This window comes from Acinetobacter sp. L-24, from assembly GCF_056857555.1.
In genome coordinates, this window is record NZ_JBSXNI010000038.1 from 40,831 (window position 1) to 62,070 (window position 21,240).

General features: G+C 44.2%; 17 protein-coding genes and 2 tRNA genes. 9 read left to right on the forward strand and 10 right to left on the reverse strand.

Features of this window, described 5'->3' with window-relative positions; genetic code table 11:
* The first annotated feature begins 76 nt into the window (after window positions 1-76).
* On the forward strand, window positions 77-1,087 hold the full coding sequence (locus AC13CK_RS05815; RefSeq protein WP_482831002.1) for an AraC family transcriptional regulator: 1,011 nt from the start codon (window positions 77-79) through the stop codon (window positions 1,085-1,087).
* 280 nt (window positions 1,088-1,367) lie between these two features.
* Here the strand turns inward: AC13CK_RS05815 and AC13CK_RS05820 are convergent, their stop codons facing one another.
* Together AC13CK_RS05820 and AC13CK_RS05825 are read right to left on the reverse strand one after the other, a co-directional pair.
* Complete coding sequence (locus tag AC13CK_RS05820) at window positions 1,368-1,613, reverse strand: hypothetical protein (protein ID WP_005105385.1); 246 nt, start codon at window positions 1,611-1,613, stop codon at window positions 1,368-1,370.
* Window positions 1,614-1,692: 79 nt separating this feature from the next.
* Window positions 1,693-2,775 (reverse strand): DNA/RNA non-specific endonuclease, encoded by a 1,083-nt coding sequence (locus tag AC13CK_RS05825; protein WP_425879944.1) that lies wholly within the window; start codon window positions 2,773-2,775, stop codon window positions 1,693-1,695.
* Window positions 2,776-3,039: 264 nt separating this feature from the next.
* Here AC13CK_RS05825 and AC13CK_RS05830 point away from each other — a divergent pair, with 264 nt between their 5' ends.
* Entirely contained in the window at window positions 3,040-3,693 is a 654-nt protein-coding gene (locus AC13CK_RS05830) for a hypothetical protein (RefSeq protein WP_004278668.1), read from the forward strand.
* Between the two features lie 80 nt (window positions 3,694-3,773).
* On the opposite strand, the gene AC13CK_RS05835 is transcribed toward AC13CK_RS05830, so the two are convergent.
* On the reverse strand, window positions 3,774-5,654 hold the full coding sequence (locus AC13CK_RS05835) for a potassium transporter Kup (protein ID WP_005105382.1): 1,881 nt from the start codon (window positions 5,652-5,654) through the stop codon (window positions 3,774-3,776).
* A 122-nt stretch (window positions 5,655-5,776) separates the two neighbouring features.
* On the opposite strand from AC13CK_RS05835, the gene AC13CK_RS05840 reads away from it, so the two are divergent.
* The 3 genes from AC13CK_RS05840 (at window position 5,777) to AC13CK_RS05850 (ending at window position 6,832) form a co-directional block, all read left to right on the forward strand.
* A tRNA-Ser gene (locus AC13CK_RS05840) sits at window positions 5,777-5,867 on the forward strand.
* Between the two features lie 459 nt (window positions 5,868-6,326).
* The gene (locus tag AC13CK_RS05845) at window positions 6,327-6,554 is read left to right on the forward strand and encodes a hypothetical protein (RefSeq protein WP_004647282.1); all 228 of its coding nucleotides are present in this window, start codon (window positions 6,327-6,329) and stop codon (window positions 6,552-6,554) included.
* 202 nt (window positions 6,555-6,756) lie between these two features.
* A tRNA-Thr gene (locus AC13CK_RS05850) sits at window positions 6,757-6,832 on the forward strand.
* A 76-nt stretch (window positions 6,833-6,908) separates the two neighbouring features.
* Here AC13CK_RS05850 and AC13CK_RS05855 read toward each other — a convergent pair.
* The 6 genes from AC13CK_RS05855 to AC13CK_RS05880 form a co-directional block, all read right to left on the reverse strand.
* Complete coding sequence (locus AC13CK_RS05855) at window positions 6,909-7,757, reverse strand: SAM-dependent methyltransferase (protein ID WP_425879945.1); 849 nt, start codon at window positions 7,755-7,757, stop codon at window positions 6,909-6,911.
* Between the two features lie 3 nt (window positions 7,758-7,760).
* On the reverse strand, window positions 7,761-9,068 hold the full coding sequence (locus AC13CK_RS05860; RefSeq protein WP_004647280.1) for an FAD-dependent oxidoreductase: 1,308 nt from the start codon (window positions 9,066-9,068) through the stop codon (window positions 7,761-7,763).
* Window positions 9,069-9,689: 621 nt separating this feature from the next.
* Window positions 9,690-10,253, reverse strand: a complete 564-nt coding sequence (ahpC, locus tag AC13CK_RS05865) for an alkyl hydroperoxide reductase subunit C (protein ID WP_005105379.1) — start codon at window positions 10,251-10,253, stop codon at window positions 9,690-9,692.
* Window positions 10,254-10,564: 311 nt separating this feature from the next.
* Complete coding sequence (gene ssb / locus AC13CK_RS05870) at window positions 10,565-11,152, reverse strand: single-stranded DNA-binding protein (protein WP_005245776.1); 588 nt, start codon at window positions 11,150-11,152, stop codon at window positions 10,565-10,567.
* Window positions 11,153-11,203: 51 nt separating this feature from the next.
* Window positions 11,204-12,568: an MFS transporter gene (locus AC13CK_RS05875; RefSeq protein WP_035340698.1), complete on the reverse strand. Its 1,365-nt coding sequence runs from the start codon at window positions 12,566-12,568 to the stop codon at window positions 11,204-11,206.
* A 153-nt stretch (window positions 12,569-12,721) separates the two neighbouring features.
* Entirely contained in the window at window positions 12,722-13,810 is a 1,089-nt protein-coding gene (locus AC13CK_RS05880; protein ID WP_425879946.1) for a DUF475 domain-containing protein, read from the reverse strand.
* Between the two features lie 222 nt (window positions 13,811-14,032).
* On the opposite strand from AC13CK_RS05880, the gene tenA reads away from it, so the two are divergent.
* The 4 genes from tenA to AC13CK_RS05900 all read left to right on the forward strand — a co-directional run bounded on the left by tenA (window position 14,033) and on the right by AC13CK_RS05900 (window position 19,317).
* The gene (tenA, locus tag AC13CK_RS05885) at window positions 14,033-14,704 is read left to right on the forward strand and encodes a thiaminase II (RefSeq protein ID WP_004729210.1); all 672 of its coding nucleotides are present in this window, start codon (window positions 14,033-14,035) and stop codon (window positions 14,702-14,704) included.
* A gap of 221 nt (window positions 14,705-14,925) precedes the next feature.
* Window positions 14,926-15,294 (forward strand): hypothetical protein, encoded by a 369-nt coding sequence (locus AC13CK_RS05890; RefSeq protein WP_114540960.1) that lies wholly within the window; start codon window positions 14,926-14,928, stop codon window positions 15,292-15,294.
* A 181-nt stretch (window positions 15,295-15,475) separates the two neighbouring features.
* Window positions 15,476-18,307, forward strand: coding sequence for an excinuclease ABC subunit UvrA (gene uvrA, locus AC13CK_RS05895; RefSeq protein WP_482831003.1), 2,832 nt, complete (start codon window positions 15,476-15,478; stop codon window positions 18,305-18,307).
* A 158-nt stretch (window positions 18,308-18,465) separates the two neighbouring features.
* Window positions 18,466-19,317, forward strand: coding sequence for an AbiJ-NTD4 domain-containing protein (locus AC13CK_RS05900; protein WP_100354919.1), 852 nt, complete (start codon window positions 18,466-18,468; stop codon window positions 19,315-19,317).
* A 122-nt stretch (window positions 19,318-19,439) separates the two neighbouring features.
* Here the strand turns inward: AC13CK_RS05900 and AC13CK_RS05905 are convergent, their stop codons facing one another.
* A complete protein-coding gene (locus AC13CK_RS05905) occupies window positions 19,440-21,146 on the reverse strand; it encodes a GGDEF domain-containing protein (protein ID WP_482831004.1) in 1,707 nt (568 codons plus the stop codon).
* Window positions 21,147-21,240: the final 94 nt, after the last annotated feature.

The following is a 21,240-nucleotide window of genomic DNA, read 5'->3' on the forward strand; positions in this document are numbered from 1 at the left end:
GGCTAAATAAAAGACTAGATATTGACCAAAATATTCAATATGATTGACAAAATACGACAAAATAAAAGAATTAAAAATGCTGGTTCTAAAAAACTACGTAGGTTCAGTATACGGTGGTTTAGGACATTTACTTTTGGACTATTATCAGTTGAAACAGCTTGAAGTCCCTGAGAAATTATTGGCCATTCAAAATCTGGAACGCTTTGATTTCGCCCTATGGCGTGATCTGTTAACAACACTTGATCAACAGCTGCAGCGACCGGCTTTAGGCTTGGAAATCGCGCAACTGGTTGAAGCTAAACACCTCGGTATTATTGGTTATCTGGCCCTCTCAAGTGAGACCTTGGGTGAAGCCTTCATGCGCTATCATGATTATCATCGTCTGATTTATGATGGCGGTCCACTTCAGCTGCAGTGGCAAGGCGATTATCTGTCGATTGGCTGGGTTGAAGTTCCGTTTCATCTGAATACCCAATTGACCGATGAAATTGCGATTGCGCTCATGACGGAATTCCTGAAAGCCAATGTTCAGAACCCGCACGAGGTTCAGTTATATGAAGTACATTTCCAGCATGCAATGCCTAAAAATATTGCACTTTATGAGCAGTATTTCGGCTGTAAAGTCCGCTTTTCTCAAGCCAGAAATCAGGTATTGATGCATGTCAGTGAACTGTCCAGACCTTTAAAACAGGGCGACCAAGCCTTGCAGAAACTGCTGATGCAACAGGCCAAAGCATTGCTAGAAAAGTTCCCGCACTCCACTTTGGTGGATCAGCAGCTGCAACAGGCGATTCTGATTGGCTTGCAAAAAAACCTGTTCCAGATCGAACATATTGCCGAGCAGATGAATTTTTCCGTGCGTCAGTTACAACGCCATTTGCAAAAACAGGGCAAAACCTATCAGCAACGTATGCAGGAAATCCGCTGCATGATGGCCATGCAATATCTGAAAGATCCGCACTTGAGCTTGCAGGAAACTGCCATGTTACTCGGTTATTCTGAACAGAGTGCATTTCAGCGTGCCTTTAAGCAATGGACTCAACTGACGCCGCAGCAGTGGCGCCAACAGAATATGTCAGCTGCTTAAACCACCAGCATGTTGGTTTGATATACGGGCTTCAAGCAGCGTTGATGATTTAAATCCCTTGCCCCTATTCCCTGATGATAAATATAAAAATAAGGACTTAAAAAATGGATAAATATCTTGCTGAATTGCTCGGCTCGTTCTGGCAGTCCAGTGTTTGGAGATATTGCGGGAGCAGAAAAATTAGGCTTTCAATAAAAGCCGTCTAAAAAGCCAAGATTTCTAGATTCTGTTTTTTTGCATGTTTCACATGGAATATGCAGAACATCGCGCTTAAAAATGCTTATAAAAATGGATTTTCAATTTCATCCAGATCATCACGCTGAATTTTTTCTGGCAAGTCCTGCGTGTTTTCCAGTTGTTGTACCACATCATTCAGAAAAGCCTGCAAGGCTTTGGCCACTTTCAGTCCCTGCTGATCCTTGGTGATTTGCAAGTTGCCATACAGGCTGACGCAGTCCAGATCATTTTCCAAAGTCAGATCATGAATGGCATGGGATTCGCTGCCATTTTCAAACGCTTTAAACATATCTTCTTCACCTGTCTTTGTTATTTGTCCATGAACGTCTGATGTCGATGCTACCCGAATCCCAGTTTTTTCAGCAAGCTTATTTCAACAGCTGCAAAATATATTGCAACAAGGCATCAATCAGCTGTTTCACGATGGCATCTTGCGTCGCGTTGTCTATCGTGCCGCCAGTCGCAGAGGAGGTCGAACTGCTTGAACCGGAAGACTTAAACTCGCGTTGCAGTGCCTGCAGGTTTTCTTCGGAAACCTCTTCGGCACACTGGCTTTCTGCATCCCAGTTGGAATATTCGATTTTCTGGTTGGCTTTTACGGCATTTCCGGTCAGTGGCAGCTTATAGGTATTGCGTTTCTGTTCTTCGGTAAGCTGCGGGAATAGGTTAATTCCGAGCTGTTCTTCCAGATAGCAGACACTGACAATACGCACTTTGAGCGAATTATCATTCGGTGCATAGTAAGCACCAATGGCACCGGTTTTCGGCATATAAACTGCCTTATAGACCGCGGTCGGCACAATCACGCCATTGCCAATGGTTTTCAGCTTCTTCCCGGCAAAGACCGGCCCGGTCACCACATAGACATCCTGTTTCTGCTTGGTCACAATGGCACGGGTGGCTTCTTCCAGCTCACGCCAGACTTGCTGATTATTCTTGGGCGCTTGCGGCACCATATTGGCCAATGAAAAACTGTCAGACTGCGCAGCCTTGTTAGGCATATCCGCATTCGGTGCCATATGACCACGGTCATAACCTGAACCGCGATAATCCGCCAATGTGGCACGATGCTTCGCACTGACCCGATCTTCTTCATGGAAATTATCTTCACGGGGAATTTTCTGGCTTAAGCGTGCTGGCGTTAAGGCTTCTGCAACCCAAAGTGGCGTTTTAGATACCCCGGAATAACCGACATTAAAGCCATTAAAACACAGTGAATAGCTGTCTTTTTTCAGACTGTCTTTCATCGAATATGGCGGCACATCCCGATAAAATTGGTTCAGACAGGCAGAATCACTGGAAGAGGATAGTGACACCCACTGACTGATTTTTTCCTGGCCAAAAGCGATGGCGAAGCTACTCGAAGCCACCACGCCCAGAATGACTTTAATACTATTATCATTTAAAAACTGAAAAAAAGAGTTCTTGGATTTACGCTGCTTCTTGGCCATTCTTACACGTACTTTTTAGATCAATACAGATTTTGACCGAGCTTAACAAGCTGTATAAGTGAAGTATATCTTGGCTCTACCATTCGTTTACTAAATAAACAATAAGTATCTAAAACCCCAGCTAGTTGTAACAAACTGTCTAATTTTATTTCTTTTTAAATGAGGTTTCTCGGTGTTTGCGTAGCTTTGTTTGGCCCAGTGGATTGAGTATGTAAAGCTAACGGCCTATCTCAATTCGTAAAATTATTAGCAATGGTGTCAATCATGAATTCCAAACTCTCTAAAGCATTAGGTTTAGGATTATTCACAAGTGTGATCAGCGTAGCGGCATTTGCCGAGCCACCAGTTCAACCAGGTGAAACACTTGAAAGCTTGTCTAAAGCTAAAATTAGTACCAAGGTGAATGGTCAGGAAGCCTCTTTAGAAAGCTTGGTGAATTCTGGTCAGATCCGTCTGGTCGATCCGCGTGCAGCAGCACCGCAACCAGCCATGCCAAACACACAAGCACCAATGCCCAATGATCCAGCAATGACTCAGGCACCAAATTCAGGTACTGTTTCTCCTCAACCACCTGTCACAGAACCAGGTATGAATGAAGCAGAGGTGCCGGCCAATCTGGTTGAACCAGCCACTGAATCAGAAGTAGAAGCCAGCACGTCTATGACGACGCCTCAACAACAACCAACACTGGAAGAACAACAAGCAGCTGTACCAGCAATGTCTGAAGAGCAACAGCAAGCAGCTATTGCTTCAGAACAACCGATGCCTGAAGCACAGCAACAAGCGGCTGTGACTGAAGCAGATGTGAGCAATGAACAAACTGAAATTGCAGCTCAATCTGATGCAGAGCCAGTACTGATGGAAGAACCTTTGAATGCTGCGCCTGAAGTGCCGGCTGCGGTAGAACTCGAACAATAATCTGAAACTCATTTATTTATTGTTTCTCTCATAAAAAAACCAGAGTGTGCCTCTGGTTTTTTTTATGCTTTTTATTTTATTTACATCTGAATCTGGGTGCCCAGCTCGACCACACGGTTGGGTGGAATTTGATAGAAATCACTGACCGGACTGGTATTGCGCTGCATAGAAATAAACAGCTTTTCCCGCCACGGTGCCATGCCCTCACCCACAGTATGCATAATCCGTTCACGTGAAATAAAGAAACTGATCTGCATCAGGTCATATTCAAAATCCCATTGCTCATAGGCCTGTTGTAAAGCTTCCGGAATATTCGGCTGATCCTTAAAACCATAATAGATAAACACCCGGTAAAAATGCTCACTCAGTTTTTCCAGTTCAATCCGGTCCTGCCTGTCAACAAAAGGAATATCCCGGGTAATCACCGTCAACATGATATTGCGTTCATGCAAGACCTTATTGTGCTTAATATTATGCAACATGGCATGCGGAACAATATTTGGTGTACCGGTCAGGAAAATGGCATCGCCTGGCACAAACTTGGTGCCTTCCCCCATCGAAATACTTTTAATAAACAGATCAATCGGCAAGGCATCCTGTTCCAGCCGGTTCAGTACCAACGCACGCCCGTCTTTCCAGGTCATGAGAATCGTAAACAGTACCGCACCAATCAGAATTGGCACCCAGCCACCCGAAGCGATTTTCAAGGACGTTGAGGCCACAAAGACTAAATCCAGTGCCAGGAATGGTACAGCAAATAAAGCTACTTTCCAGACCGGCCAACGCCAGAAGCCATAGGCCAGAATCGAGATCAAAATGGTGCCGCAGAGCATGGTCATGGTCACCGCAACGCCATAAGCACTGGCCAGATTGGCACTATTTTCAAACAGTAAAATCAGGATCAGCACCGAGATAAACAACATCCAGTTAATGAAAGGCAGATAAATCTGGCCACGCTCCAATGCAGAGGTATGCTTGACTGACAGGCGCGGCAAATAACGCAATTGAATGGCTTGATTGACCATAGAAAATACCCCAGTAATGACCGCCTGTGAGGCAATCACCGCCGCTGCAGTCGCCAGTCCAATCATCGGAAATAAGGCCCAGTCTGGCAGCAGCATATAGAAAGGATTCGCCAGAGCTTCAGGACTACGCAGTAACAAGGCGCCTTGCCCGGCATAATTCAGCAATAAACATGGCAAGACAATAATGAACCAAGCCAGACGAATCGGCAGACGGCCAAAATGCCCCATATCGGCATAAATCGCTTCACCACCAGTCATGGTCAGAATGACCGCCCCCATGGTCAGAAAAGCCACATAAGGCTGGTCAACTACAAAATGATAGGCCCAGTAGGGATTCACCATCCAGAGTACAAATGGGGTCTGAATAATACTCCACAAACCAAAACCGCCAATCGACAAAAACCAGAGCATGGTTAAAGGCCCAAAAAACTTGCCCATGGTAGCTGTGCCGTGTCGCTGAACCATAAACAGTCCAGCCAAAATCCCGATGGATAAAGGCACCAGCCATTGATTGAAAATGGGTGTGGCAATACTCAGGCCTTCAATGGCTGAGAGCACGGAGATTGCCGGGGTGATAATCCCGTCACCGAAAAATAGCGATGCGCCGACAAAACCCAAAGCGATCAGGAATATTTTCTTTTGATCAGAGATTCGTGTGGTACGCAGGTTTAATGCCAACAGTGACATGATCCCGCCTTCGCCGTTGTTATCGGCACGCATGATTACCATGACATATTTAAAGCTGATGGTAAGCATCATGCACCAGAAAATCAGGGACAGGATACCGAGTACAGAAGCTTCGCTAATGGCGAGATGTGCGGTAAGGAAGCATTGGCGCAGTGCATACAGCGGACTGGTACCAATATCTCCGAAAACGACCCCAAGCGCAGCCAGTGTAATCACCGGGAGAGCTGCCTTTTGTGCAGTGCTTTGCATATATTGTCTTCGTTTTTTAACAAGCATTTTTGCGAATCATAGCACCGCATTAAAAGTTTTTCTGCAAATCAATTGTTTCAGCTTGGCACAGCTGGTTTTTTTCGCTATTATCCTCGGCCTATGGTGAGGTGTCCGAGTGGCTGAAGGAGCACGCCTGGAAAGTGTGTAAACGTTTATAGCGTTTCGAGGGTTCGAATCCCTCTCTCACCGCCAGAATTTAAAAACCCGAATCACATGATTCGGGTTTTTTTATATTTAATTTTATCCATCATCTGATTAGCAAAAAAAATCATCTGCTTAGATCTTAAAATATTATTATCCATCGCCTTATGCAAATCATTGAATTGATATCAATCCTTGTTCATAAAAATCTGTTGCAGCTCAATGCTTAATCTCAATTTTATTTTTTAAAATTTTCATTTTTCATCAGCCAAAAAACTGATGAATTGTGTAGTTTTTGTACGCCATTCATTTCAGGTTTTTATTTATGTGTTCAAACAAAAAACTGGCACAGAAATAGCTTAATTTTATTGTCATCAAAGCTATGTTATGTTGCTTATAAATCAACTAAAAGGAGAATAAAAACCACAGGATAGAAAGAAATAACCAAGTGAACCGGGCCATTCAAATTTGAATTTAAAAAATAGATACACTGCTATTCGGAGAGCGAACATGAATAACAGCGCAAACTATGCCAAACAGATTAAAAATGCAAAACGTGGCGGTTATACCCCGACCATTGCCAAGGACATCAATAAACATAAAATTCAAAAAGCCTTGAGACTCATCGAACAGTGGAGAAGCCTCGCTCAAGAACTCAAACCTCAAATGCAGTTTGATATGGCCTTTACTTTAGAGGAATGTGCACAAGAATTAGATCGTATCCTGAAAAACAGATAACTTATAACCGACTCATATCCATAACCAATCCTGTGCTTTCACCCTCGCCCATATCTGCACATATGGGCCATTTCTTTGCGCATAGCCTAAAACAGAACTTTTCATCCATCCGGTCAAAATAAACAAATCCTGCCGAAACAGTTTAAACGGTTATTTTTTGGCTTGCGTGACCAAAAAAAATCTGTAAAATGCACTCCACCATGCCGGCATAGCTCAGTTGGTAGAGCAACTGACTTGTAATCAGTAGGTCCACAGTTCGAATCCGTGTGCCGGCACCATATCTTAGCCTCGCTTTTTAGTGAGGCTTTGATGTTTCTGGGTTTTGGTATTTTCAGCTGAGTCTTCTTGCACTTTCTAGTGCTTCGATTGTGCCGTCACTTGCACATATCTCACAATCCCTTCCTGATATAATTTTCGGCATAGTTTCGCTGTCATCTGAATTTTAAAATGATCCAGTTTTGAACCTTGAGCCTGATCATCTGATGCTTTTGAATTCAAAGTTTTTTGCACATAATCCGCAAAGCCTGAAAATACCGGCTCGGACAGATCCTGAATCTGGATATTTTTAAATTCAAAACGATCCAGACAGGCATATAATGCACCCACTGTCATTAAATCTTTTAAATTCACATCGGCAGATTTCAATAAAAACTGATATTTACGCCGTTGTAATGCATTTAAATTTTCCCAACGCTCGGACAAAACCAGATGATGAAAACCAATCCGTGCATTTGAATTTAAAACACTACGGATCTGCTCCAAGAATAAAGGCACAGGACTGTGATAAGCCGCATCCAGACACAGCACCACATCAAAACGCTGGGAAAATGGCAATTCTTTTAAACGCAAAAATGACGCCTGATAAATGGCATTCAGTTCTGGCAGATGTTGCTGAATATTAGCTACACAAGCAGCCTGCAGCTCAACCCCCGCCAGATATTGCACCTGATAGTGTTGTTGCCAGTACAGCAAACTTGCACCCTGACCGCAGCCTAAATCCAGCAGTTTATCTTTTGAATTTAAATTTACAGTTTGTGCAAGGTGATCGGTGAGCATACGACAGGCAGCCGCATAATCCTGCTGACCTGCTTGCCAATACCCTAAATTGCTCCAGGGCAATTGCGCATGATCGCCCAACACAGCGGCATCAATTGCATACTTGTGCTGGGGAAGATGCTGACGCAGTGCCTGAAGCCATTGCATGGATTAATAACCCAGTTGCGGAGCAACCTCAACCACAGGTTTTAAACCCTGAAATGGTAAAGGCGCACCAAAGATTTCTGCAATCTTCATCGCTGAGGTCACTGCCGATTCCAGAATCGGCAAACCGTCACATGACCATGAACCGCAGAAGAAGACCTTACGGTTGGCATCCAGATGACGTTGCTGCAATTCCTTATTCAGTGCCACCGTATTAGCATCGACGACTGCACGCGTCAGCATGACCGATTTGATCACTTTCTTCGGATCAATCTCGGTTACCGGACGCCAGGTCTGAAACACGGCCGACTTGCCAACCAAAGAAGGTTCAATCGAGTTAAGCCACACGGTAAATTGCTGACGAGTAAATTTACGGTCCATCATATAGCTGAGTACGGCCCAGTCTTTACGTTTTGGCGGCATTACGCTGGCATCGGTATGAATCACCAGTTCGCCTTGTTCGAATTTGAATTTCTTCAATAATTCAATTTCACTGGCGAATTGTACCGGATCCAGGAACTCCTCAATTTTGGTGGTCGGTGTCGCGACAATCACCCGGTCAAACAGTTTTGAATAACCGGCCGCATTTTCAACTTTGACCTGATCGCCCTGCTCTTGTACCAGTGTAATTGCTGAACCGTCTTCAATCTGAATGCCTTCAATCAGCTTATCGACCAACGCTGGTGTACCGCCTTGCAGACGCAGTAACGCATCGCCATCGGTTAATTGACGCAGAAAAATTAACAACGGTTTAGCTGGCCATTCACCAATGGTTTTCGGATTGCAGGTACAGATGGTATATAGCACCGGCATCACCGCACCGTGCCAGAACACTTCTTCAATCTCGTTACGATTGATAAATTCTGCCAGGCTGATGTCCTGATTTTTCGATTTAAAGAATTTGGTTAATGCAACTTTTAACTGTAACAGGCCTTTGACCAGACGCCAGCCATACTGCTGCAGACCTTTACGGTTGTTGATAATCGGGATATTGCCAATTCGGCTGCGCGATGTGGTCAGCCAGGTTTCAGTTTTATCTTCAAATAACCAGCTGCAGGCCATATAGGTCCGCACCGGATAAGTTTTAATGCCCAGATGTGTGGCTAGACTCAGGGTGTTTTTCCACAGATAGGGGTTCATCACACGTAAAGGTGCGTCAATCAGGCCCCCTTCAAATTCAAGGCTATGACTGTCCATGCCGCGACCTGGAAGTGCTTCAAAAATCGTGATGTGATGCCCTGCGTCCTGGAGAATTCTGGCTGTAGCCAGTCCGGCCATGCCACTACCAATTACTGCGATATCCAAACTGATCATCCGTCATTGAAAAACTACAGAAATTATGTACCATGCGCCAATCAAACAGGTTATTAAAATCTTCCAGAATATATGTTTTTCGTAAAGGCCTTTTTGTTCAATTTCACCTGCTTTTTATTCATTTTTCTGCCTTAGTTAAAATTCCATCAAATCTAAGATTTTATTCATATTTTTATCTAAAAACTTGAAAATTCGCTTTAAAAACAAATAATTTAATTAACCATTTTTATAATCCTTGGTTGACAAATACTTTTTAAATACCTATGATTCGCAGCATAAGAAAACCATAAATTCATCCGGTTCCATTCAGATGCGTTTATGCGAAAATTGTTTAAAACGACAAGAAACTACAGCGCCTTATAAAATAAAAGCCTCTGCGAAAGCAGAGGCTTCTTTGTTTTCAGGCCTAGTCAATCATTCAGCATGGTATTGCGCTTACTTGATTGCCTCGCATAAGCCGCTTAAAAAGCATAGAGTGCAATTCCTCAATTCTCATTTTGTTCTCAAATAGAAATCAAATGGCATGATGTTTTTGTCTAGAATTCATAAATCTCTAAACTAAAAAAATAAAAAATCCAGCAACTTATGCTGGATTTTTTGCTTCAAAGAACTAGGTTTGAATTAGATTTTACCCACCAGGTCGATTGACGGCGCTAGTGTTGCTTCACCTTCTTTCCATTTTGCCGGACAAACTTCACCTGGGTGCGCATGTACATATTGTGCAGCTTTCACTTTACGAAGAAGCTCTTGTGCATCACGGCCAATACCACCCGCGTTGATTTCAATGATCTGGATTTTACCTTCTGGATCAATCACGAAAGTACCACGATCTGCCAGACCTTCAGCTTCAATCAATACTTCGAAGTTTTTAGACAAAGTCCAGGTTGGATCACCAATCAATGGATACTGGATTTTACCAATCACGTCAGAGGTATCATGCCAAGCTTTATGGGTGAAATGAGTATCGGTAGACACGCCATAGATTTCTACACCCATTTTCTGGAATTCAGCATACTGATCAGCAAGATCGCCTAATTCAGTTGGACAAACAAAGGTGAAATCTGCAGGATAGAAAAACACCACTGACCATTTTCCTTTCAGGTCTTGCTCAGAAACTTCGATGAACTGACCATTGTGGTAAGCAGTTGCATTGAATGATTTGATTTCAGTATTGATTAAACTCATGAGATATTTCCTCTGGCTTATTTCTGGGATTGCTTATCTTGTGAAGCTAGAATACGAAAAATTTCAAAATAGGTAAAACCGCAAGTTTTTATAAAAATGATCGCTTTTTTAGATCATTAATTTCTATTAGTATTGTTAATCTCATTTATTTTCTCGATGCAGAGTTGTGCTGATCAAAAGCAAGATAATGCTTTAACACTTATGATTCTTCTAATAAGTCGGGCTTTATGCAAACTCAATACCAATCTTCAAGACATAAAAAACCCACCGCATTCAGGTGGGTTTTAATGATGATTTACCGTTCTAATAGATCAAAATGGAAGGTCATCATCTAGATCTGCTGCAGGTGCTGCTGTTGGAGCAGGTGCAGATTTCGGCGCAAAACCACTCGGATTATTGTTGCCATAACCGCCGCCCTGGTTGTTGCTAAAACCGCCTTGCTGTGGCGCTGAACCATAACCTGATTGCGGGTTATTGCCATAACCACCCTGGTTGTTGTTCGCCTGATTATTGTTATTAAAGCGTGGCTGGTTAAAGCTGCTCTCGCCCTGATCGTTTTGAGGACGGCTAGAGTCCAGCATCTGCATTTGCTCACCACGGATTTCTGTCGTATAGCGTTCCTGACCATTCTGGTCAGTCCACTGACGGGTACGTAATGAACCTTCAATATATACTTTTGAGCCTTTACGAAGATATTGCTGCGCAATTTCACCTAAACGGTTATGCAACACGATACGGTGCCATTCCGTTTGTTCTTTACGTTCACCGGTACTTTTATCTGTCCACGAATCGCTGGTTGCGATCGAGAATTGAGTGAGAGAGCCACCATTTGCAAAAGTTTTGGTTTCCGGATCTTTACCCAAAGTACCCACTAAAATAACTTTATTTACACCACGCATTTGCCGTTTACTTCCTATATATTTCTGTATTTTACTTTATAAGAGTTATGCTTAAATGGCTACCTCTTTACCTAACAAGTGCGTTAATTGTTGTCGCGAAGCATCATCAATCTGCTGTTTATCGACTTTTACATAGGCAACTTGCTGTTCAGACATCACCACGACCTCTTCAATACCACGAATCGCCAAAAGCTGAGAAGTCCATTCGTCAGTTTGTCTGCTTTCCGGCAATCGCAGTACCAGCGATGACAGATAGCGTGGCTGAGCCAGGCCAAAACTCATCAGCAGCCAGATGATCGCGATTCCTGTCAGGATACTCCAGCCCATCGAGGTATTGTTTAGCAGCAGCAATTGTCCGCCAATCATACCGCCAAAGAAAGCCCCTAAAAACTGGCTGCTGGCATTTACGCCCATTGCCGTCGCTTTGGACTGGATCGGTGCCGCTTTCGACAACCAGGACGGCAACAGGGCTTCCATCACATTAAAGGCAATGAAGAACAACCCTAAACCAATCAGCAAGACATATTTGGATTCAAAACCAAATGCCATCACCATTAAACCCAGAATAATACCGGTAATGGCCACCAGAAAAATCGCCCGCATTTTGTGGTATTTTTCTGCCAGGATAATACTCGGAAAAGCAAAAAACAGGCTCAGTACCAACAGCGGCAAATATACCCAGCCATGACTGGAAAGTGGCAGATCAGCAAATTCGATCAGCTGTGAAGGCACATAGATAAACATGGCGGTGAGCAATAAATGCAGGGTAAAGACCGACACATGCAGACGATTCAGATCCCCGATTTTGATTACCTGTTTCAACTGTGCCAGATAGCCCTGCTGAAAGTTTTTATGATGCCGCGTGACTTTCGGCACCATCAGCAGCATGGCAATCGCCGCCAGGCCCATCACCGTGGTGACCCAGAACAACCCAGAGATGCCCACCAGACCCGTTAGCCAAGGCCCCAGACTAAAGGCCACCACAAAGGACAGGCCGATACTCATGCCCATCATTGCCATGGCTTTCATACGGTTTTCTTCACGGGTGACATCTGCCAGCAGTGCCATCACCACAGCCGATACCGCACCACCGCCAGCGATTGCACGGCCGATAATCACGCCATAAATGGTGTCCGACATGGCCGCAATCGCACCGCCCAGCGCAAATAATAGCAGCCCTAAAACCACCAGTGGCTTACGGCTGTAACGATCCGCAATCAGGCTGAATGGAATCTGTAACAGTGCCTGGGTCAGACCATAGACCCCGACCGCCAAACCGATCAGTGCAGGCGTCGCATATTGATATGCCTGCCCTGCCACAGAAAACACCGGGATAATCATAAACAACCCCAGCATGCGCAGTGCAAAAATACTGCTCAGGGCAAAGGTTGAACGACGTTCTAAAGCATTCATCATAAATTATGGCGATTGGGTTAATTAATTTGGAGCCCAGATTATAGGACATTCAGCTCATTAATAAGACATGAATTTTATTTGAAATAAAGATGATGCCAATCTAAAAACAAAAAAAGCGCAGCCGGAGCTACGCTTTCATTCAGGGACAGTGCTTTATTTGTCTAAAGCTGCCTGACGTTTCTTGTACTGAATCGAGGCGAATACTGCCCAGACAATAAAAGCCACACCGATCAGACCGGTCACCACTTCTGGTACATGCAGACCGGTTCCACTGGCAATCATAATGAAAGCCAGTGCACCGATGGCATAATGCGCACCATGTTCCAGGTAGATATAGGCATCCAATGTGCCCTGCTCAACCAGATAAATCGTCATTGAACGGACAAAGATCGCACCAATTGCCAGACCCAGCATGATGATGACCACGTCTGAGGTAATCGCAAAGGCACCGATCACGCCATCAAAACTGAAAGAGGCATCCAGGACTTCTAGATAGAGGAAACCACCAATACCGGCTTTCACTACACCCGTTGGTACGCCATTTTCACCATGACGAATGGCATTGCCTTCTTCATCGACTTCCGGTTCACCACCGAGCATATGGCTCAGAACCTGCACCCCGATATAAATCACAATGCCCCAGATTCCGGCCATAGTCACTGCCAGACGTTTGGCTTCATCGACATTGGCTGCCATGATTAACAAGGCCACCAGTGCAATAAACACCGACATTGCCGGCACATTGGCCAAATTAGACAGACGGCGTTCCACCCGTCTGAACCAGTGCGTATCTTTTTCTTCATCCAGGAAGAAGTTCAGGAATACCATCAACAGGAAAGCACCACCAAAAGCAGCAATTTCAGGATGATGTGCCATTAAACGTGCTGAATATTCTTTCGGATCATTCAGGGCCAGACGTACTACTTCCATAAAGCCCAGGTCTGCAGTCACTGCAACAATGACCACTGGGAAGATCAAACGCATCCCGAAAACTGCAATCAGAATACCGACTGTCAGGAACAGCATTTTCCAGAAATGATCCCAACCCCGTAGGACTGAGGCATTGACAACCGCGTTATCAAAGGACAACGACACTTCCATAATCGCCAGAATAGCGGTAATGGTCAGCGCTGTGAGCATGGTTTGCAGGCCTGCGTCAGGACCATGGGTATAACCCCAATACGCAGACAAACCAAGACACACGATCGAAAATGCAATCGAGAAACCAAAATGTTTCAACATACACAACGACCTTGGATAAATTAAATAAATGTATGGCTGCGAGAGAGCAGCTATACGAATAGGAAAAGTTAAGCTAATTATGAAACTTTTAGCGCATAAACCAAAGCACTTCCTGAGCTGTTTTATCTTATTTTCTGTTTTTAAAATTTGCCGATCTTTTAAACAGCCCGATCTTTGCTATAGTGCCGCATGGTTTAACTTGAACTGCAAAGGATTTTCAGCATGAGTTTTTCACAAGAGGTATGGCAACGTAATCTCGGACTTTATCAGAAGACCCTGGCCCTGCCCTTTAATCAGCAACTGGCGCAAGGTACTTTAAGCCGTGAAGCCTTTAGTCATTATGTGATTCAGGATGCGCATTATTTACTGGCCTATGGCCGTGCACTGGCCGTGTGTGCCGCCAAAGCTTTTGAAGCGGACGATGTAATCCAGTTTGCCGAGGCAGCCAAAATTGCGATTGTGGTGGAACGTAGCCTGCATGATGGCTTTATGCAAGATTTTGGCATTAGCAAAGAGCAATTTGAGCAGACACCGTTGACGCTGGCATGTCATCACTATACTTCTTATCTGACTTCGACCGCCTGGTCAGAAAGCTACCCGGTGGTGCTAGCCTCGTTGCTGCCTTGTTTCTGGATTTATGCCGAAGTTGGTAAAGATATTGTCGACAACTCTGCGCCGAATAATCCGTATCAAGCCTGGGTGGATACCTATTCAGGAGAGGAATTCCACACTGCGGTGCGGAATGTGATTGCGACCGTTGACCGTGTTGCAGCGCGTGTTGATGCCGATACACTAGAAAAAATGCATGCAGCTTATACGCATGCTGCCCGTCTGGAATGGTTATTCTGGGACAGTGCCTTTGAGCAACGCCAGTGGCCTGGTCTGGATGAATAAGACGAATAGAAAAAGCCCTGTTTAAGACAGGGCTTTTCGGTTATAGCCGTTCAAAAAAAATTTCTACTGTCATGAATTGATCATAAAAACGGCTTAGTCTGAAAAAAAACAAGGATAGAACGGGCCGGTACGCTAGACCTAGCTATAAGCCCAAAATTGCCGCACAATAATTGAGAATAATTATCAATTAATAAAATCAATCCCGGAAAGAGGCAGATGATATGAATACTTTAGGCACCGAAGCGATTCGGGCATTTTTTACCCTGCAATGTTGCTGGTTCAACAATGAAGAAATCTATCTGGAACAAGGCTGTCTAGATTGTGGTTCGGCAGCCACTTATCTGATTTACCATACCAACACGCATATCCAAAAACATCTACTGAAATTTATTGAAAAGTATCGCTGTCATCAGGCACGCCGTAACGATTTGCTCGACTTGGATTTTTTCCGAAAAGACTATGAGGACTTTCTGCACATTCTGGAAAATGAAGTCAATTTTTATGCACGTCTGCATCATGATGTGCTACGTGACCGCTGTTTTGAAGAGATTGAGTCTATCTTTGAACGCCGTTATGCAGCGGCTTGTTAAGTATTTACCTTGTACATGATGATTGTGAATATTTAAATGATCTGCTGTTGTGTTTCTTAATTTTGTGATGAATTGACCAATCACCGACATAACTTGACGTTTAAAATACTTTTATTTGCACTTGAACATTTTTCATCCGGTATCATATAAGGGTTTTTGATGAATATTCTAGGATCCTTGCATGAGCCAAAGCCACATCCGTATTCGAGGCGCACGTACCCATAACCTGAAAAATGTGAACCTTGATATACCACGCGACAAGTTTGTGGTGATTACGGGACTGTCTGGTTCAGGTAAGTCCTCGCTTGCCTTTGATACCTTATATGCCGAAGGTCAGCGCCGTTATGTGGAATCGCTGTCTGCCTATGCCCGCCAGTTCCTTTCCCAGATGGAAAAACCGGAAGTGGATTCGATTGAGGGCTTGAGTCCAGCCATCGCCATCGAGCAGAAATCTACCAGCCATAACCCACGTTCTACCGTGGGAACCATTACCGAAATTTATGACTATTTACGTCTACTGTATGCGCGTGTCGGTACACCGTTCTGTCCTGAACATGACCTGCCGATGGTGGCACAAACAGTCACTGAAATGGTTGATGCAGTCAAAGCACTGGAAGAAGGCACTGCGCTGTTATTGTTAGCACCGGTCGTGCGCGAACGTAAGGGCGAATATACAGCGCTGTTTGAACAGCTACAAAGTCAGGGTTTTGTCCGCGCCCGAGTGGATGGCGAGATCATGGAAATTGATCCACCACCTGAGCTGGATAAAAAGAAAAAACATACCATTGAAGTGGTGGTCGACCGCTTTAAGGTTCGTGATGATCTGGGTAACCGTATTGCAGAAAGTTTTGAAACCGCGCTACGTCTCGGTGGTAATATCGCGATTTTATCCTGGATGAAGGGCGAGCATAACGATCGTGTGTTTTCAGCCAAACACTCCTGCCCGGAATGTGACCGTGCAGTGGCTGAACTGGAACCACGCCTGTTTTCATTCAACAATCCTTTTGGTGCCTGTCCGGTCTGTGATGGTCTAGGGACCCGCAGCCATTTCAGTGCCGACAAACTGATTCCCAATCCTGAAGTCAGCGTTAGCCAAGGCGCGATTCGTGGCTGGGACCGTCAGCGTCCTTACTATTACAGCATGATCCAGAAAGTCGCCGAGCATTTTGGTTTTTCGCTAGAAACGCCGTGGAATGAACTGGATGCCGATACCAAGAAAAAATTTCTGTACGGCACCGGCAAAGAAAAAATTGATCTGAGCTATATCGATGAGCGTGGTCGTCGCCATAATCGGGTCATTCCTTTTGAAGGAATTTTGCCGCATCTGGAACGCCGTTATCGTGAAACTGAAAGTAATTATGTCCGTGATGATCTGGCGCAATATTTATCCAATGCTGCCTGTGATGCCTGTGATGGTTCACGTCTAAATGAAATTTCGCGTAATGTGAAAATTCTGGACAAGACCATTGCCGATATTACCCGTATGTCGATTGGCGATGCTGAAAGCTATTATCAAGACATTCATCTGGAAGGTGCACGTGGTGAAATCGCTGACAAGATTTTCAAGGAAATCCGTGAACGTCTGCACTTTCTGGTTTCGGTCGGCCTGAACTATCTCAGCCTGTCACGTTCAGCTGAAACTCTGTCTGGTGGTGAAGCGCAGCGAATCCGTCTGGCCTCACAGATCGGTGCCGGTTTGATGGGCGTCATGTATGTGCTGGATGAACCATCAATTGGTCTGCATCAGCGTGATAACGACCGTCTGTTACAGACCTTGATCCGTCTGCGTGACCTAGGCAATACCGTCTTGGTGGTCGAGCATGATGAAGATGCGATTCGTGCCGCTGACCATATTATTGATATCGGTCCGGGTGCCGGTGTACATGGCGGGCATGTGATTGCCGAAGGGACTTATGATGAAATTCTGGCCAATCCGGACTCGCTGACCGGAAAATATTTATCCGGAAAATTAAAAATTGAAGTGCCGAAAAAACGGATTCAACCGCCTAAGCCTAAAGAACAGATCAAGCTGATGGGAGCATCCGGGCATAACCTGAAAAAAGTCGATCTGACCATTCCTTTAGGTATTATGACCTGTGTTACCGGGGTGTCCGGTTCAGGTAAATCGACCTTGATTAACCGGACTTTGTTACCTTTGGCGGCGACCCAGCTCAATGGTGCCACCACTTTAACTTCGGAAAAGTTTGAATCGATTGATGGTTTACAGTTCCTCGACAAAGTGGTGGATATTGACCAGAGTCCGATTGGACGTACCCCGCGTTCCAATCCGGCGACTTATACCGGCCTATTTACCCCGATTCGTGAACTGTTTTCACAGACGCAAGAAGCCAAGGCACGCGGTTATGCTGCCGGTCGTTTCTCGTTTAACGTGAAAGGTGGCCGCTGTGAAGCCTGTGAAGGTGACGGCATGATCAAGGTAGCGATGCACTTCCTACCGGATATGTATGTGCCATGTGATGCCTGTCATGGCAAACGCTATAATCGTGAAACGCTGGAAGTAAACTATAAGGGCAAGAATATTTCCGATGTCTTGCAGATGACCGTTGAAGATGCCATGCATTTCTTCGATGCGATTCCGGTGATTCACCGTCGTCTGGAAACATTACATCAGGTCGGTTTGGGCTATATACGTCTGGGTCAGTCTGCGACCACTCTTTCTGGTGGTGAAGCACAGCGTGTCAAACTGGCACGTGAACTGGCCAAACGCGATACTGGTCAAACCCTATATATTCTGGATGAACCGACCACGGGTCTGCATTTCCATGATATTGCCAAACTGCTGGATATCCTGCATCAGCTCCGTGACAAGGGTAATACCATTGTGGTGATTGAACATAATCTGGACGTAATTAAAACTGCCGACTGGGTGGTGGACTTAGGCCCTGAAGGTGGTTCGGGTGGCGGTATGATTGTCGCGGAAGGAACGCCTGAACAGGTCGTGAAAGTCAAAGCTTCTCATACGGGTAAATTTTTGAAACCGTTGTTGAAGTGATTTAATTTTTTAAATCCTCCCCAACCCTCCTTTGAAAAAGGAGGGGGCTTTTCTCTTTATCTGGCGTCATATAGGACTTAGGGTTAGGGGAGATTTTATCCACCCAATAAGTATGATAAAACGGTGAATCATTCACCGTTTTTTTATTTAGGAAAAATATGCGGTTTTCGGAACGGAATGGATATAAGCCTATTCGTAGTATTATTCAAAAAGAAAGTATGGATGAACGTCTAAGAGTTAGTCTTTGGAATGTATTGCATGAATGTTTATGGGATAGAGCTTTCAGCAATCAAGAGTCTTTTTGCACTTTAGACTCACATCTCGGTAAGCTTATAAAATCGTATTGGTCAACCTTCTTTCAATTACCTTTAGACCTTATACCAGAAGAATTTGAAGAAGCATTACAACAAATTAGAAAATATTTTTTCAATTTCAAATGGTATGAAACTTATGATTTTATTGAAAATACAATAGAGTATTATCCAACATGGTATGTATCGCCTAACTTCAAATTTATAGATGATCTAAACAATGTTTTAGAACGAGAAAACAGCGCTTATAGAATAATTAATGAGCATGTTATTGAAATTACATCTGAACAAGAAATTCAATCCATCGAAACTGCTTTAGAAAATACAAATCAATATTTAGGTGTTCAACAACATTTAAATCAAGCTTTAAAACTGATGTCAGATCGTCAAAAGCCTGACTATCGAAATTCAATTAAAGAATCTGTTTCGGCATTAGAAGGTATGTGTCAAAAAATATTAAAGAAGGACAAAGTAACTTTAGGTGATGCAATTGGTCAAATTGAAAAACAATATCCAATACATCCTGCATTAAAAGCCAGTATTAAATCTTTATATGGTTATACATCCGATGCAGATGGTATTCGCCATGCAATGTTAGACGAATCAAATCTTTCTTATATCGATGCAAAATTTATGCTTGTTGCCTGCACAAATTTTATTAACTATCTGATCGACAAAACCAGAGATCATCCAAATTAGATCACATGACTGGCGACATGGATGTCGCCCGTTCGACTGTGCTAAAGGGACTTAGCATCAGTCGAACAAATGCATTTTGCTACTTTTGTGCAGTTCAAAAGTAGAGAAAACAGTCTTTTGAACTAAACCTCTGCCACCGCATTACGTCCTTTGGCCTTTGCTGCAAACAAAGCATCATCTGCATTTGACAATAAAGCCATCCAGGACACGGCACCAATGGCAACCCCAATACTGACCGAAATCTGAATCTCGTCTCCTGCTGCAGTCACAATATGACGCTCAGCCACTTCAGCCCGAATGTTATCGGCCACAATCAATGCCTGCTGCATCTGGATATTTTCAATCAGCACCAGAAATTCATCGCCCCCATAACGTACCAGCAAATCTGTAGCACGGACATTGGCCTTTAAACGCTCGGCCACCAGCTGAATCACCTGATCGCCAATAATATGCCCATATTGATCATTCACCTGTTTAAAATGATCAATATCAATAATCATCAAACAGGTTTGGCTCAATTGACCCGGCTGATTTTCCATAAAACGAATATATTCTTCTAGCGCGAAACGGTTCGATAATCCGGTCAAGGAATCGGAATGGGCAATATTCTTTAAACGGAATTCCAGCGCATCACGTTCTTGCAACATCTGTTGCAATTTCTGAATGGCAGCGAATAAAGAATCAGAATGATTCACTTCACGCAGCCGCATATCAATTTTCTGACGACCCGAGTTTTTAGACAAACTCAACAACATGCGGCGTGCCTGAATCAGCGGCAGAAAAACCTGTTTACGTGCAAAAATCATGGTTGAAATCGCGGTCAGTAATGAAATCAGTGATACCAGTACACTCCAGATCAAACGCTGCATATTGCTGTTCATTTCTTGAATAGCCGCATCTCTGCTGTATTGCAGCAGGTAAGTTTGCAGATCCACCACAGTCGCAAATTTATCTACAATCGCTTCAGTCAGCTCTGTTCCGCTTAAACGGTAGTCACGTTGTTCCAGACTGTCACTGATCAGCTCACTCACAATGGGTAAGCCCTGCTGAATAAACTCCGTTTCTACCCGCCGATGTAAACGGATGAATTCCTCAGTCTTATCTTGAACAGGTTGAATGGTATCAATCAAGGCCCACAAATAACGTACCTGATGTTGGGTCTGTAAAGAGCGGGTAATATTTTCAGTCGGGAGCGGCGTTTCAAATGTCACATGCGCCATGACGGACGAGGCAACCCGCCCCGCCTGATCGCGCAAATCAGATAAAAATAGAATCTGGCTGATATAGTTATTCAGAGGGGTGGACGAGCTATCTGAAGCCACCGCCACGTCACGCAAAAGTTCACGGCAACTTTCCCAGGCAGCAAACATGGCCAGAATTGCCTGATCAAGCTCTTGCGCACTGCGTTGCTGACGTGGCATCCGGGTATAGGCATCAACCTGTGCACGTCCTTTTTTCAAACTATTTTCAAGCTGTGAAAGTTGCTGACTCAGGTTATTAAACCCGACCTCCGTCAAGACATCCGCGGTCTGGGACAATTGCCGATCCACCTGTTGACGATAGCTGATTAACTCTTGCTGATGCTGGGCAAATGCCTGCACCGAACTGGACATGGCTTTATTGGCAGGCGCACGCTCACGCGAAATTTTATTCGCCAGATCAGCGACCTGCTGTAAGGCATTCAATTGTTGATAAGTTTGTCTGGATTTTAAATAACTTTGACTGCTACTCACAATTAAGGGAATACAGATGCAAAGTAAACATAAAATAATAATCGACATCGACCAGTACAAACGTTTACTGATCCACTCAGAGCGTAAGGTATTCATGCTGTTGTATTACGCCCCAATATGACAAGCAAAGCTAAATAGATTGATTATTATACAAATAAAACAGGATGGTCTTAAAGCGTTTAGTCTTACT

Excerpts from the sequence above, each read along its gene's own strand:
- AC13CK_RS05815 (WP_482831002.1), top strand. The coding sequence starts at position 77 with ATGCTGGTTCTAAAAAACTACGTAGGTTCAGTATACGGTGGTTTAGGA.
- AC13CK_RS05820 (WP_005105385.1), bottom strand. The coding sequence starts at position 1,613 with ATGTTTAAAGCGTTTGAAAATGGCAGCGAATCCCATGCCATTCATGAT.
- AC13CK_RS05825 (WP_425879944.1), bottom strand. The coding sequence starts at position 2,775 with ATGGCCAAGAAGCAGCGTAAATCCAAGAACTCTTTTTTTCAGTTTTTA.
- AC13CK_RS05830 (WP_004278668.1), top strand. The coding sequence starts at position 3,040 with ATGAATTCCAAACTCTCTAAAGCATTAGGTTTAGGATTATTCACAAGT.
- AC13CK_RS05835 (WP_005105382.1), bottom strand. The coding sequence starts at position 5,654 with ATGCAAAGCACTGCACAAAAGGCAGCTCTCCCGGTGATTACACTGGCT.
- AC13CK_RS05845 (WP_004647282.1), top strand. The coding sequence starts at position 6,327 with ATGAATAACAGCGCAAACTATGCCAAACAGATTAAAAATGCAAAACGT.
- AC13CK_RS05855 (WP_425879945.1), bottom strand. The coding sequence starts at position 7,757 with ATGCAATGGCTTCAGGCACTGCGTCAGCATCTTCCCCAGCACAAGTAT.
- AC13CK_RS05860 (WP_004647280.1), bottom strand. The coding sequence starts at position 9,068 with ATGATCAGTTTGGATATCGCAGTAATTGGTAGTGGCATGGCCGGACTG.
- ahpC (WP_005105379.1), bottom strand. The coding sequence starts at position 10,253 with ATGAGTTTAATCAATACTGAAATCAAATCATTCAATGCAACTGCTTAC.
- ssb (WP_005245776.1), bottom strand. The coding sequence starts at position 11,152 with ATGCGTGGTGTAAATAAAGTTATTTTAGTGGGTACTTTGGGTAAAGAT.
- AC13CK_RS05875 (WP_035340698.1), bottom strand. The coding sequence starts at position 12,568 with ATGATGAATGCTTTAGAACGTCGTTCAACCTTTGCCCTGAGCAGTATT.
- AC13CK_RS05880 (WP_425879946.1), bottom strand. The coding sequence starts at position 13,810 with ATGTTGAAACATTTTGGTTTCTCGATTGCATTTTCGATCGTGTGTCTT.
- tenA (WP_004729210.1), top strand. The coding sequence starts at position 14,033 with ATGAGTTTTTCACAAGAGGTATGGCAACGTAATCTCGGACTTTATCAG.
- AC13CK_RS05890 (WP_114540960.1), top strand. The coding sequence starts at position 14,926 with ATGAATACTTTAGGCACCGAAGCGATTCGGGCATTTTTTACCCTGCAA.
- uvrA (WP_482831003.1), top strand. The coding sequence starts at position 15,476 with ATGAGCCAAAGCCACATCCGTATTCGAGGCGCACGTACCCATAACCTG.
- AC13CK_RS05900 (WP_100354919.1), top strand. The coding sequence starts at position 18,466 with ATGCGGTTTTCGGAACGGAATGGATATAAGCCTATTCGTAGTATTATT.
- AC13CK_RS05905 (WP_482831004.1), bottom strand. The coding sequence starts at position 21,146 with ATGAATACCTTACGCTCTGAGTGGATCAGTAAACGTTTGTACTGGTCG.